Annotated in this window: 11 protein-coding genes, 1 tRNA gene and 1 riboswitch; of the genes, 9 read left to right on the top strand and 3 right to left on the bottom strand. The window is 69.6% G+C overall.

What is annotated here, in order from left to right; genetic code table 11:
• Positions 1-62 precede the first annotated feature (62 nt).
• The 5 genes from V6V47_RS05380 (at position 63) to V6V47_RS05360 (ending at position 6,420) form a co-directional block, all read left to right on the top strand.
• Entirely contained in the window at positions 63-326 is a 264-nt protein-coding gene (locus V6V47_RS05380) for a cell division protein CrgA (RefSeq protein WP_334626840.1), read from the top strand.
• A 288-nt stretch (positions 327-614) separates the two neighbouring features.
• Positions 615-2,813, top strand: a complete 2,199-nt coding sequence (locus V6V47_RS05375; RefSeq protein WP_334626839.1) for a (Fe-S)-binding protein — start codon at positions 615-617, stop codon at positions 2,811-2,813.
• A gap of 118 nt (positions 2,814-2,931) precedes the next feature.
• On the top strand, positions 2,932-4,245 hold the full coding sequence (locus V6V47_RS05370) for a hemolysin family protein (protein WP_334627072.1): 1,314 nt from the start codon (positions 2,932-2,934) through the stop codon (positions 4,243-4,245).
• Complete coding sequence (locus tag V6V47_RS05365) at positions 4,238-5,239, top strand: hemolysin family protein (protein WP_334626838.1); 1,002 nt, start codon at positions 4,238-4,240, stop codon at positions 5,237-5,239. Before V6V47_RS05370 ends, V6V47_RS05365 begins: the two co-directional genes overlap by 8 nt.
• 182 nt (positions 5,240-5,421) lie before the next feature.
• A complete protein-coding gene (locus V6V47_RS05360; protein ID WP_334626837.1) occupies positions 5,422-6,420 on the top strand; it encodes a C40 family peptidase in 999 nt (332 codons plus the stop codon).
• Positions 6,421-6,476: 56 nt separating this feature from the next.
• Here the strand turns inward: V6V47_RS05360 and V6V47_RS05355 are convergent, their stop codons facing one another.
• The gene (locus tag V6V47_RS05355; RefSeq protein ID WP_334626836.1) at positions 6,477-8,459 is read right to left on the bottom strand and encodes an N-acetylmuramoyl-L-alanine amidase; all 1,983 of its coding nucleotides are present in this window, start codon (positions 8,457-8,459) and stop codon (positions 6,477-6,479) included.
• 234 nt (positions 8,460-8,693) lie between these two features.
• Positions 8,694-8,829, top strand: a riboswitch (cyclic di-AMP (ydaO/yuaA leader).
• A 12-nt stretch (positions 8,830-8,841) separates the two neighbouring features.
• Between V6V47_RS05355 and V6V47_RS05350 the strand changes: the two genes are divergently transcribed.
• On the top strand, positions 8,842-9,882 hold the full coding sequence (locus tag V6V47_RS05350) for a C40 family peptidase (RefSeq protein ID WP_334626835.1): 1,041 nt from the start codon (positions 8,842-8,844) through the stop codon (positions 9,880-9,882).
• A 65-nt stretch (positions 9,883-9,947) separates the two neighbouring features.
• Here the strand turns inward: V6V47_RS05350 and dcd are convergent, their stop codons facing one another.
• Positions 9,948-10,526, bottom strand: a complete 579-nt coding sequence (dcd, locus tag V6V47_RS05345; RefSeq protein WP_030332009.1) for a dCTP deaminase — start codon at positions 10,524-10,526, stop codon at positions 9,948-9,950.
• Between the two features lie 100 nt (positions 10,527-10,626).
• Here dcd and V6V47_RS05340 point away from each other — a divergent pair, with 100 nt between their 5' ends.
• Together V6V47_RS05340 and V6V47_RS05335 are read left to right on the top strand one after the other, a co-directional pair.
• Entirely contained in the window at positions 10,627-11,184 is a 558-nt protein-coding gene (locus V6V47_RS05340) for a pyridoxamine 5'-phosphate oxidase family protein (protein ID WP_334626834.1), read from the top strand.
• 74 nt (positions 11,185-11,258) lie between these two features.
• Positions 11,259-11,332, top strand: a tRNA-Gly gene (locus V6V47_RS05335).
• A 131-nt stretch (positions 11,333-11,463) separates the two neighbouring features.
• Here V6V47_RS05335 and V6V47_RS05330 read toward each other — a convergent pair.
• Positions 11,464-11,685 (bottom strand): hypothetical protein, encoded by a 222-nt coding sequence (locus V6V47_RS05330; protein ID WP_334626833.1) that lies wholly within the window; start codon positions 11,683-11,685, stop codon positions 11,464-11,466.
• Between the two features lie 411 nt (positions 11,686-12,096).
• Here V6V47_RS05330 and V6V47_RS05325 point away from each other — a divergent pair, with 411 nt between their 5' ends.
• Positions 12,097-12,438: a VOC family protein gene (locus V6V47_RS05325; RefSeq protein WP_334626832.1), complete on the top strand. Its 342-nt coding sequence runs from the start codon at positions 12,097-12,099 to the stop codon at positions 12,436-12,438.
• The last annotated feature ends 246 nt before the right edge of the window (positions 12,439-12,684 follow it).

Genomic DNA, 12,684 nt, shown 5'->3' with positions numbered 1-12,684 from the left:
CCGTCGCACCCCGCGCCCGGTTGTCAGGCCGGACGAGGTCGTCACCCCCTCTGGAGAGCGTCGTGCCCAAGTCACAGGTCCGCAAGAAGAAGGTGTACACCCCGCCGACGGACGTCCGTCCGACGACAGGAGCGTCAACGAGCAAGCCTAGCCCGGTGTGGCTGCCGATCAGCGCGGTCGCTCTGATCGTCGCGGGCATCGGTTGGCTGGTCGTCTACTACCTGTCTGAGCAGGAGTATCCGGTCATGTCGTGGGGTTACTGGAACCTCGCGGTGGGCTTCGGTGCGATGGTCGCCTCGTTGGTCCTGCTCTCCCGCTGGCGCTGAGCCGGCCCGGCGCCGTTGCGCCGGTGGATCCACGTCACCCACGGAGCCCCTGCCCGGCAGGACCGGGCGGGGCACCCTATGGTGTCCGCAGGGCGGCGTGGCCTAGTGCGAGAAGACTCACGTTACTGCTGGGTAACCTTGCGCGTAGGCTGCACTGCATGACCGAGCGGAGCGAGGTCATCGACCGACCCGGTCGCAGGTGCGGCAGCGGCGCGATGCTGACTCCGCCCTGACCCGGCCCCCGGTCGCCGAGCCGCTCGACAGGCAGCAGACCGGGAGGCCAACTCGATGGGCAGCGTCCAGATCGTCACCACGATCCTCGCGGCCGCCATCACCGCCGTGGCGGTGTGGCTTGCGGTACGTGCGGTCCTGAAGCTGGTGGCAGTCATCCGGCTCGGCCAGCCCGCGCCCGAGCGGTTCGACGACAAGGCCACCCGGGCGAGAACGATGCTCGTGGAGACCGTCGGCCACACCCGGATGCTCAAGTGGGGTGTGGTTGGCGCGGCGCACTGGTTCGTGATGGTCGGCTTCATCGTGCTGTCGCTGCTGGTGCTCGAAGCGTACTTCGAGGTGGCCACGCCGCGCGGTGGGTTGCCGATCATCGGGCACTGGACGGTCTTCGGCCTGGCCACCGAGATCATCGGCGTGCTGGGCCTCGTGGGCATCCTGGTGCTGATGGCGATCCGGCTGCGAAACCGGCCGAGTCGGCCGGGTGGCCGGTCCCGGTTCACCGGCTCGACGATGTGGCAGGGCTACTTCGTCGAGTGGGTCGTACTGCTGGTCCTGATCTTCGGGTTCGTGATCCGGGGTTTCAAGGTCGCCACCGATCACTTCGAGTACCCGCTCTGGGCCACCCCGGTCAGCCACGCGGTGGGTGCGGTCCTGCCCGACTGGCAGGACGGGGTCAGCGTCGCCGCGGCCATCAAAATCATCATCTCGATGACCTGGCTGATCGTCATCTCGCTGAACGTCACCATGGGCGTCGCGTGGCACCGCTTCCTGGCCTTCTTCAACATCTTCTTCAAGCGTGAGCCGGCCCGGCCGGCGGGCTCCGGCCTCGGCGCGCTCCGCCCGATGACGAGCCAGGGCAAGCCGCTCGACTTCGAGGAGGCCGACCCGGAGAAGGACCAGTTCGGCGTCGCCCAGGTCGAGCAGTTCAGCTGGAAGGGCTTGCTGGATTTCAGCACCTGCACCGAGTGTGGGCGCTGCCAGTCGCAGTGCCCCGCCTGGAACACCGGCAAGCCGCTGTCACCCAAGCTGCTGGTGCTGAGCCTGCGCGATCACGCGTACGCCAAGGCGCCCTACCTGTTGGCCGGCGGTGGCAAGGACCTGACCGGCGAGGAGAAGGCTACCGCCGCGCAGCTCGCCCACCTCGACGTGCTGGCGCTGGCCGAGGCCGACCGACCGCTGATCGGTACGGCGGAAGAGGGCGGCATCATCGACCCGGACGTGCTCTGGTCGTGCACCACCTGCGGTGCCTGCGTCGAGCAGTGCCCGGTGGACATCGAGCACGTGGACCACATCGTCGACATGCGCCGTTACCAGGTGCTGATCGAGTCGAGCTTCCCCTCCGAGGCCGGCGTGATGCTGCGCAACCTGGAGAACAAGGGCAACCCGTGGGGCGCCCCGCCGAACACCCGCGAGGACTGGACCAAGGGGCTCGACTTCGCGGTGCCCCGGGTGGGTGAGGTGGACGACTTCGAGTACCTGTTCTGGGTCGGCTGTGCCGGGGCTTTCGAGGATCGGGCCAAGAAGACCACCCGCGCGGTGGCCACCCTGCTCAACGAGGCCGGCGTCTCCTTCGCCATCCTCGGCGAGGGCGAGACCTGCTCCGGTGACCCGGCGCGACGGATCGGCAACGAGTTCGTCTTCCAGATGCTCGCCCAGCAGAACGTGGAGACGCTGAACGAGGCGTTCGAGGGCCGCGAGAAGGCCAAGCGCAAGATCGTCGCCACCTGCCCGCACTGCTTCAACACCCTGGGCAACGAGTACGGCCAGCTCGGCGGTGAGTTCGAGGTGGTCCACCACACCCAGCTCCTGGCCCACCTGGTGTCCACCGGCAAGCTGACCCCGGTGCAGCCGGTCGACGGCGGCGTCACCTACCACGACCCCTGCTACCTGGGCCGGCACAACCGGGTCTTCGCCCCGCCGCGCGAGGTGCTCGGCGAGGCCATCCAGGGCGAGCTCACCGAGATGCCGCGCAACAGCGAGCGCTCCTTCTGCTGCGGCGCCGGCGGCGCCCGGATGTGGATGGAGGAGAAGATCGGCAAGCGGATCAACGTGGACCGGGTCGAGGAGGCCATGGCCACCGGTGCGCGGACGGTCGCCGTCGGCTGCCCGTTCTGCTCGACGATGCTCAACGACGGGGTGAACGGCAAGGGCGCCGGCGAGCAGGTCGAGGTGATCGACGTGGCCAGCGTGCTGCTCCGCTCGGTCAAGCCCGAGCAGGCGCAGGGCGACAAGGAGGCCGCGCCGGTCGCCGGCTGACCCGCGTACCCCGGGATCGAAGCGGCCGACGGCGGCGGCACCGAGGGGTGCCCCCGCCGTCGTGCAAGAATCCTCGCCGAGGTGAGCGAACATCGACGGCCTGCTCCTGACGACGCTGCTGCCCCTGGTTGGCTTCGTTGCGCTGACCGCCGGCAACGCGTTCTTCGTGGCGGCCGAGTTCGCTCTGGTCACCGTCGACCGCGCCGAGATCGACCGGCGCGCGGCCGCCGGCGACGAGGCCGCCCTGAAGGTCCGCGCCGCCCTGCGTGAGTTGTCCTTCCAGCTCTCCGGGGCGCAGCTCGGGATCACCATCACCGCGCTGCTCACCGGTTACCTGGCTGAGCCGGCCCTGGCTCGGCTCTTCACACCGCTGCTGCGGCCGATGGCCGGGGACGCCACCGAGCGGTTCACCCCGTTCCTGGCGCTGGCCCTGGCCACCCTGCTCTCCATGCTCTTCGGTGAGCTGGTGCCCAAGAACGCGGCGCTGGCCCGGCCGATGCCGGCCGCGCTGGCCACCGCGGGCCCGATGCACCGCTTCTCGCGGACGTTCGGCTGGCTGATCCGAGGGTTGAACGGCTCGGCGAACCGCCTGGTCCGGGCGCTCGGGGTGGAGCCGCAGGAAGAGCTCGCCAGTGCCCGCTCGCCTGAGGAACTGGGTCTGCTGGCGGCCATCTCCGCGCGGGCCGGTGCGCTGCCCACGGAGACGGCGATGCTGCTGCGCCGCACCATCCGGTTCGGTGACAAGCGGGCGGCCGAGGCGATGACGCCGCGGGTGGACGTGGTGGCGCTGCGTGCCACGGCCACCGTGGCCGAGCTGCTCGACCTGTCCCGGCAGACCGGGCGGACCCGCTTCCCGGTGTACGAGGAGACGCTCGATCTGGTCACCGGCGTCGCAGGGGTCCCGGACGCGCTGGGCGTGCCGCTGGCCGCGCGGGCGTCGACAGTGGTCGGCTCGGTAGCCCGTGAGCCCGTCTACGTGCCGGAGAGCCTGGACCTGGACGGCGTACTGGCCGCGCTGAAGGCGGCCGGGGCGGACCTGGCCATCGTGGTCGACGAGTACGGCGGCACGGACGGCGTGGTGACCATCGAGGACCTGGTCGAGGAGCTGGTCGGGGAGATCGCCGACGAGTTCGACCCGGCCACCGTTCCCGACGCCGATCCGGTCGAGCTGACCGTTCCGGGCGGCGAGCGCACGGTGCTGGTCGACGGGGTGCTCCGCTCGGACGAGTTGGCCGAGCAGACCGGTTTCCGGCTGCCCGAGGGGCCGTACGAGACGCTGGCCGGCTTTCTGATGGCCCGGCTCGGGCACATCCCGCTGGCCGGCGAAACCGTCGAGGACGGGGGCTGGGAGTTCACCGTGGTGGAGGTGGAGCGGCACCGGATCGAGCAGGTCCGGGTGCTGCGCCCGGCGGAACCGGACGCTGATGACTGAGCTGTTGGTGACCGTGCTGCTGCTGCTCGGCAACGGCTTCTTCGTGGGTAGCGAGTTCGCGCTCATCGCGTCCCGCCGGACGATGATCGAGCCCCTGGCCGCCGGCTCGAAGCGGGCCCGCTGGGCCTTGTCGGCGATGAACCAGATCCCGTTGATGATCGCCGGCGCCCAGCTCGGTATCACGGTGTGTTCGCTGGGCCTGGGTGCGATCGCCGAACCCGCGTTGGCCCACCTGCTGGAGTCGCCGTTCCACGCGGCCGGTCTGCCCGAGCGGGCGGTGCATCCGGTGGCGTTCGTGCTGGCCCTGGGCGTGGTGGTCTTCCTGCACACGGTGGTCGGCGAAATGGTGCCGAAGAACATCACGTTGGCCGGTCCGGAGGTCTCCGCTCTCTGGCTCGGCCCGGCCATGCTGGGCTTCTGTGTAGCGACCAAGCCGCTGTTGCTGGCGATGAAGTGGGCGGCCCGCCGGGTGCTCGGTCTCTGGCGGATCGAGGCGACCGAGGCGGTCAAGACGGTGTTCACCGCCGAGGAGTTGGCCGGACTGGTCTCCCAGGCGCGTACGGAGGGTCTGCTCGACGCGGAGGAGCACGCCCGGATCACCGGCGCCCTGGCGCTGCACACCCGCACGGCGGCGGACGCGTTGCAGCCGTGGTCGACGGTGGTGACGGTGGCCGAGGACGTCTCACCGGCGTCGCTGGAGGTGCTGGCGACCCGGACCGGTCGTTCGCGGTTCCCGGTGGTCCAGCGGTCGACCCGGCGGGTGCTCGGCTTCGTGCACGTGAAGGACGTGCTCGGGTACTCGGGACAGGGTCGCCGGGCTCCGGTGCCGGCGCAGGTGTACCGGCCGCTGGCGGTCGTGCCACCGGAACGCACGCTGGCCGATCTGCTGCTCGCCATGCGTCGCGAGCGGCGGCACATGGTGCTGGTCAGCGACGGTCGAATTCCGCTCGGCGTCGTGACGCTGGATGACGTATTGACTGCGATCGTTGGTTAACTAATCAATACCCTTTGTGTGCAGGTGGTTGCAGCACAGTAATGGTGACGGTGCTCGCCTTGATTCCTCTCCGACGCTTCCCTAATGTGAGGCACCGACCGTTGTAGGTTCTCTGCCTCGGCCCTTCCCTCACGCGAGGCGCCCGGCGGTCGGTTGCAAAGGAGTCGGTGCCGGTGGCAACCATGCCCCCTCATCGTCACGCCCTGGGACTACCCGCTCGACAAGGCGGTCTGCGCCGGGTTGCTCGTCGTCTGCTCGTCCTGGTCGCCGCCGCGGCCGTCGGTGCCGGCGTGCTCTCCGCGCCGGTGCAGGCTGCGCCCTCGGTCGACGAGATCGAGGCGCAGATCGACAAGCAGTGGGAGCAGTTGGAGCCCACCATCGAGCAGTACAACAAGGTGCGGGCGCAGCTGAAGGTCAACCGGAAGAAATCCGGCGACCTGCAGAAGAAGATCGAGCCCCTGGCGCTGCAGAGCGAGCTGGCGCTGAACCGGGTCGGTGACCTCGCCTCCCGTTACTACATGTCCGGGCCCTCGCAGGACATCGGCGCGCTGCTGGTCAGCGCCAAGCCGGACACGCTCACCGAGCAGCTCACCGTCCTCGATCGGCTGGCCTCTCTGGAGCGCAAGGAGATCGAGGGCGTGCTGGCCGCGCGTGCCAAGTACGACGGCGAGAAGCAGAAGCTGGACACGCTGATCGTCACCCAGACCAGGCAGCAGAACGACCTGGCGGCCAAGAAGAAGCAGATCGACGTCGAGATCAAGCGGCTCGAGGCTTCCCTGCCGAAGACGACGATCAAGACCGAGGGCTGCCCGACCATCAACGGTGTGACCAGCACCGCCGCCCAGAAGGCGATCAAGACCGCCTGCCAGCAGGTCGGCGATCCGTACGTCTGGGGCGCCACCGGTCCGAACTCGTTCGACTGCTCGGGTCTGACCCAGTACGCCTACAAGTCGGCCGGGATCAGCCTCACCCACCACACGGGTGACCAGTGGCACGAGGGCAAGGCCATTGCGCGGGCCGATGCCCGCCCCGGTGACCTGGTCTTCTTCTTCAGCGACCTGCACCATGTCGGCCTGTACCTGGGCAATGGCAAGATGGTGCACGCGCCCCGCGCCGGCAAACCGGTGCAGGTGGCGAGCATCGACAACATGCCGGTCGCCGGGTTCCGCAGACCCGGCTGATCCACCCCCACGCACGACGACGGCCCCCGGTCAGCGACCGGGGGCCGTCGTGGTTCTCAGCGAGGTGCGCCCACCGGGGACGGCAGGAGCTGCACGTCGGCGAGGTCGACGTACATGATCCGGTGGCCGAACTGGATCTGCACATAACGGTTCTGCCCGCGGATCACCGTCCAGTCGCCCGGCGAGGAGCCGTCGAACGTGCTGGCCCGGTAGTACTCGCCGGCGAGCACCGCGCCGACGGCGTACCGCTGCCCGGCGGCCAGGGTGTACTGGAGTGGCGAGATCGTCTGGTAGGGCACGCCTGCCGGGTACGCCGCCTGCTCCGGGTAGGCCCGCCCGTACACGGGGATGGTGGCGCGCCCGGGCTTCGGGGTGGCCACCACGCCCAGGGTCCAGCTCGCCGTCGGCGCGGACGACGGGTTGTGGAACCAGGCCTTCTGCCCGAGGTACCAGATCGCCGTCCAGTCACCCTGCCTCCCGGCGAGGGCGTACGTCTGGCCGGCGGAGGCACGGGCACCGTGATCCGACACGGCCATCGTGTTCGGGGTGCCGTCCGGGCGCAGCGCGATGTCGTTGACCAGAGGAGCATCCGCCGACGGCGCACTACGCAGGATCACCGCGGACGAGCCGCGCGGCGGGCACGGCACTCCAGCGGTGACGCAGCCGGTGAACGCCGGCTGGTTGGTGGCGAAGTCCGGGTCGATCCGGACCAGCCCGGTGGCCGGGGTGCCGGTGTCCAGCCGGGGCGCGTGCAGCAGCTCGAAGTAGTGCGTCCAGTCCCAGTACGGGCCGGTGTCCCAGTGCATCCCGCGGACGTTCGCGGCGATGGTGCCGGGCACGTTGTCGTGACCGATGATGTGCTGACGGTCCAGCGGGACGCCCAACCGCAGCGCCAGGTGTCGCACCAGCTTCGCCGAGGTCCGGTACATCGCCTCCGTGTACCAGGTGCCCTGCGCGGCGAAGCCCTCGTGCTCCAGCCCGACCGCTTTGGAGTTGACGAACCAGTTGCCGGCGTGCCAGGCGACGTCCTTCGTCTTCACGTGCTGGGCAATGTGCCCGTCCACCGAGCGCAGCGTGTAGTGCCAGCTCACGTAGGTGGGGTCCTGGACGAGTTTCAAGGTCGTCGCGTAGCTGCCCTCGGTGTCGTGGATGACGATGTACTCGATCTTCTGCCGGGAGGGCCGGTCGGAGAGGTCGTGGTTGCCGTAGTCCCCGTCGCCGAACGCCGCGTAGGGCGCCGGGATCCACTCGCAGGAGATGGTGGTGGGGCATTCCAGCCCGTCCGGTCGGGCGAGCCGGCGCAGCCCCAGCCGATCCAGCCAGGAACGCTCCGGCTGGACGGCCCGGGGCGGCAGCGTGATCCGCTGACCGTCGTCGGTCACCCGCGACTCGCCGGCCCCGATGGTGGTGAAGACCTCGTCGGCGAAGGCCGCCGCGGCGTCGGCGCTGTCCGCGCCGGCGTAGCGGGCCACCGCGCCGTACCAGGTGGCTGGGTCGGTGCCGGCGCCGACCGGTGCGCCCAACTCCCTCTGGTACGAGGCCAGCAGCGCCGCCCCGCCCCGGATGTTGACGTCGGCGTCGGTGCGTAGCGACTCGGGGGCGGCGCCGGTCAGGGCGGCGGCCGCGTCCACGGTCTGCAACGCGGCGGCAGGCGGTGCGGGATCCTCGGCCGGCCGGGGTGCGAGCGCCACCGCCGAGCGGGAGTCGTCGCCCCGCGGGTCTTCGGTGCCGGCGTCGTGGTGTCCGGTCCCGGGCAGGGCGGTCACGTGCCGGGCGTCGGTCAGGTGCATCGGGCCGTAGCCGGCACCGGTGCTCGGTGTGCCGTCGTTGCTGTCCCAGCGCGACTCCAGGTAGGAGACGCCGAGCAGCACGTCCGTCGGCACGCCGTACTCCGCTGCCGCCGCGACGTACTGCTGCTGACGGTCGGCGGTGGGTGCGGCGGCGGCCGGGCCGGCGGAGAGCGGTACCGCGGTCGCGGCGGCGACCACGGCGGCGGCGAGCAGTGCGCGCCGGCCGGCCGTCAGGTCTGGACCTTGCATCGAACCCCCTATATTCGGCGAGTGCAGGTGAGGTCACCATCGCGCCGTCCGGGAGTCCGCGTCAATACCTTTCCATTTATCGAAGTCTTGAGAAGAAAACCTTCGCGTACGGACGGTGACCCCGCGCAATCGGTACGGAGTGTCACGGCGGCACGGGTTGCGAAGCGGTAACGGGCGTCTCTACTCTGGTCATTTGTCGGCCCGGTAGCAGGTCCGCCCACCCCGGGCGGTAACGGACCGACACCGCCGAGTCGCTTTCGAGCGAACCGGGGACCCAGGTCCCTCGGGGTGAATCCGCATCCACTGCGGTAGGGCGCCCACTTCCCGCCCGAACCCGTCAGCTAACCCGGTAGGCGGTCAGGAAGAAGGAGTACGGAACCCGGTGGCCCACCATGCCCCGCAGCCGTCGTCCGAGTGGTCGGCATCAGCCGGCCCGACGACGACTGTGCCGCGCCCACGCTGGTCCCGATTCACCACCGCCCTCGCCGCACTGGTCGGCGTCGCCGTCGTTCTGACCGGCAGCGCCACGGCGGCCCACGCAGACCCGTCCGTCGCCGAGATCGAGCGCCAGATCGACGCCGACTGGAACAAGCTCGAGCCGATCATCGAACGGCACAACGCCACCCGGACCGACCTGGCCGTCAAGCGCAAGCAGGCCGACGCCCTGGCCGCCCGGATCGCCCCGCTGGAGCGCCAGGTCGACGCTGCGATGGACAAGGTCAGCGCCCTGGCCGTCCGCGCCTACAAGGGTGAGAACGTCTCCACCGTCAACGCCGTGCTCGGCAGCCGCTCGCCCAGCGAGGTGGTCGGGCAGCTCGAGATGCTCGACCGGTTCGCCCACAATCAGCAGCAGGACGTACGCGAGGTCGCCGACCTGCGCGACCAGCTCGCCCAGCAGAAGGCCCCGCTGGACGAGATGGTGGTCCAGCTGACCCGGACCGAGGCCCAGCTCGCGGCGAAGAAAAAGCAGATCAACGAGGAGATCGACCGGCTGCAGAAGCTGCGGCTCAAGGTCTACGGCAATGGCGGCGGCGGCCCGCTGCGCCCCGCGCCGTGCCCGGCCAGCTACCCCGGCGGCGCCGCCGGAGTGGCGGTCAAGTTCGCGTGCGCGCAGATCGGCAAGCCCTACGTGTGGGGCGCCGAAGGCCCCAACTCGTACGACTGCTCGGGGCTCATGCTGGCCGCCTGGAAGAAGGCCGGCGTGTCCCTGCCGCACAACGCCGCCCAGCAGAGCCGGGTGACCAAGAACGTCAGCAAGGGCGACCTTCGGCCCGGTGACCTGGTCTTCTACTACAGCGACATCCACCACGTCGGCATGTACGTCGGCGACGGCTGGGTGGTGCACGCCTCGCAGGCCGGTCAACCGGTCAAGATGAAGAGGGTCGACGACGGCCCGATCCACAGCTACGGCCGTCCAGGCTGATCCACGACAAGCAGAGGGCCCGTCGCGATTCGTCGCGGCGGGCCCTCGTCGTCAGTTCGTCGGGATCAGCGGGTCGGCCAGGTGCGCCAGTGTTGCCAGGCGCGGCTCGGCGTCGGCCCGCGCTGCCCCTGGTAGCGCGACCCGTAGACCACCGAGCCGTACGGGTGCTCGGCCGGCGAGGAGAGCCGGAAGATGCAGAGCTGCCCGATCTTCATACCCGGCCAGAGGGTGATCGGCAGGTTCGCCACGTTGGAGAGCTCCAGCGTCACGTGCCCGGAGAAGCCCGGGTCGATGAAGCCGGCGGTGGAGTGGGTGAGCAGGCCGAGCCGACCCAGGCTCGACTTGCCCTCCAGGCGGCCGGCGAGCTGGTCACCGAGCGAGATCACCTCCAGCGTCGAGGCGAGCACGAACTCCCCCGGGTGCAGCACGAACGGCTCGCCGTCGGGCACCTCGACCGCCGAGGTCAGGTCGTCCTGCTGCATCGCCGGGTCGATGTGGGTGTAGAGATGGTTGTTGAAGACCCGGAAGAGCCGATCCAGCCGTACGTCGATGCTGGAAGGTTGGACCAGGGTGGGCTCGAACGGCTCCAGGCCCAGCGTGCCGGCCTTGATTTCGGAGACCAGGTCACGGTCGGAGAGCAGCATCGGACCACCATAGCCGCGTTGGCCGAAATGGCCGGATCGGGTGGCGGGTGACCAGCGCGTCGAGGTCGCTGCTCGTACATTTGTTCGATAGAATACCGGCATGGCTTCCTGGTCCGATTTCGCCGCCGACGAGCCCCGCCTCGCCGACGGGATCCGCGTTCTCCTCCAGCAGTACGGGCCGGGCTTCGGCTACCTGGCCACGGTCCGCGCCGACGGCGGGCCCCGGGTGCATCCGGTCTCCCCGGTCATCACCGACGAGGGGCTCTTTTGCTTCATCATCGACTCACCGAAGCGCCGTGACCTCGAACGCGACGGCCGTTACGCTCTGCACTCCTTCCTCCCGGAGGACAGCGACGACGAGGCGTACGTGGCCGGGCGCGCCCGGCCGGTGACCGACCCGGCCCGAGTGGCCCGGCTCGCGCAGAGCGTCCGGGCGGCGCCGCAGGTCGATTGGAGGCTGTTCGAGTTCACCGTCGACGTGGCGATGCTGGCCCGCCGCGAGCAGCACGCCACCGGTGTCCCCGGCGGTGCGGCGGGCGGGCCTGCCGTGCAGGTCTGGCTCGACCCGCAGGCTCCGCCCGCGGCGGCCGAGCCGGCAGCCGTCCCCAGGAGCCGCCCAACCCGCCGCAGCCGTGACATCCAGCGCTCGGCTGCCTGACCGCGGCCCTTCGACCCGACGAGCGGGGTGCCTGGGTGCATGGGTTCGGTGACTCAGGTACAGTGGTGCCGCTTGCGGGTGTAGTTCAATGGCAGAACATCAGCTTCCCAAGCTGACAGTGCGGGTTCGATTCCCGTCACCCGCTCCAGGTTGAAGCCCAGGTCAGGACACGTTCCCGAGCTGGGCTTCACTCATTCTTCATCCAGGGCGTTCGGGCACAACGGACGCTCAGGATGACCCCTCCAGCGATGATTCCCAGCCCGAGCACGATATAGATCATCACCAGCATTCGACCCGTCGTCGTTGCTGCCCGATCGTGGAGCCGGTCCGCTCGGAATTGCGCGCGACCGCAGAGGCCAGCTGCTCGAACCCGGCGACCTCGCCGGCCGGCGTCAACCAACTCGCCTCGTTCACCTCGGACAAGGGTGGCGGAGGAATGACGTCGTGTGTCTCGTACAGCGGTTTGATCCTCGGCGGTAGCCGGCGAAATCTGTTGTCCATGCCGGCACAGTCGCAGACGCCGCCAAGGCACCCGCAGGTCAAGCACGGAGGACAAGGTGCCACGGAGACTTGCGGGCAGTCACCACACCGGTTTCTCGGTGACCCAGTGACCGCTCCACGCTGGGACCGCAGCGTCGCGGAGGTCGTTCCGCTTGTCGATGGTGCCTACTGTCGCGGCCATGGGAGCAATCAAGCCATGGCATCTGTTCGTCCTGACGCTCTGCTGCCTCCTGCCAACGGTGGTGGCGATCGTTGGTGGGGTGTGGGCAGTGCGTCGAGGCCGTACCCGTCGGTAATAGATAGTTGATTCGTCCTCCGGGGTTGACGGTCCCATGACGGACAACGTAGGCCACCTATTCGACAGAGCTTGTTTCTGGAGGTGGTGCCGTGTTCACCGAAGCCTTTCCCATCGTGACTACGCCCGACCTGCCACGGCTGATCGCGTTCTATCAGGACGTCCTCGGCTTCGAGCTGATCTACCGATTCCCGGCTGAGGGCGCTCCGGAGTTCGTGGCACTCCGGCTGGGCAACAGCGAATTGGGCCTGGCCGCCGACCCGGAAGCCGGTAGCCAGCCCCTGGCACACCGCTGGGAGCTGTGCGTCTACGCCAATGACTGCGATGCGGCCGTGGAGACCCTGCGGGCGAGTGGCGCATCAGTCACCGAGGAGCCGGCTGACCAGCCCTGGGGTGAGCGGTCCGCCCGGCTCAGGGACCCGGACGGCAACCGGCTGCTGGTGCTCTCCCGTCTGTAGGCGCGGCAGGTGCCCGTGACGGCGGCGAGGGTCGCGACCTGGGCGATAGGGATGGTTCTCTTCACGGATCTCCTTCGGTGGATGGCCGGGTTGGACGCGGCAGCCTCGCCGTCGCCGCCCCGGGCGGCCCTGTGAATGCGGACCGCCCGAGACGTGCCGGAGCGCGCGCCTGCCATCCCCATCGCGGCGCTCCGCCCCAGACCACCGTCTCGCCCCGGGCCTGCAATGCGCTTGCAACGCCCCTGC

Source organism: Micromonospora sp. CPCC 205539, from assembly GCF_036906815.1.
GTDB lineage: Bacteria > Actinomycetota > Actinomycetes > Mycobacteriales > Micromonosporaceae > Micromonospora.
The sequence above is the reverse complement of the archived record's forward strand: the minus strand, read 5'-3'. Positions and strand labels throughout refer to the sequence as shown.

Excerpts from the sequence above, each read along its gene's own strand:
- V6V47_RS05375 (WP_334626839.1), top strand. The coding sequence starts at position 615 with ATGGGCAGCGTCCAGATCGTCACCACGATCCTCGCGGCCGCCATCACC.
- V6V47_RS05365 (WP_334626838.1), top strand. The coding sequence starts at position 4,238 with ATGACTGAGCTGTTGGTGACCGTGCTGCTGCTGCTCGGCAACGGCTTC.
- V6V47_RS05360 (WP_334626837.1), top strand. The coding sequence starts at position 5,422 with ATGCCCCCTCATCGTCACGCCCTGGGACTACCCGCTCGACAAGGCGGT.
- V6V47_RS05355 (WP_334626836.1), bottom strand. The coding sequence starts at position 8,459 with ATGCAAGGTCCAGACCTGACGGCCGGCCGGCGCGCACTGCTCGCCGCC.
- dcd (WP_030332009.1), bottom strand. The coding sequence starts at position 10,526 with ATGCTGCTCTCCGACCGTGACCTGGTCTCCGAAATCAAGGCCGGCACG.
- V6V47_RS05340 (WP_334626834.1), top strand. The coding sequence starts at position 10,627 with ATGGCTTCCTGGTCCGATTTCGCCGCCGACGAGCCCCGCCTCGCCGAC.
- V6V47_RS05330 (WP_334626833.1), bottom strand. The coding sequence starts at position 11,685 with ATGGACAACAGATTTCGCCGGCTACCGCCGAGGATCAAACCGCTGTAC.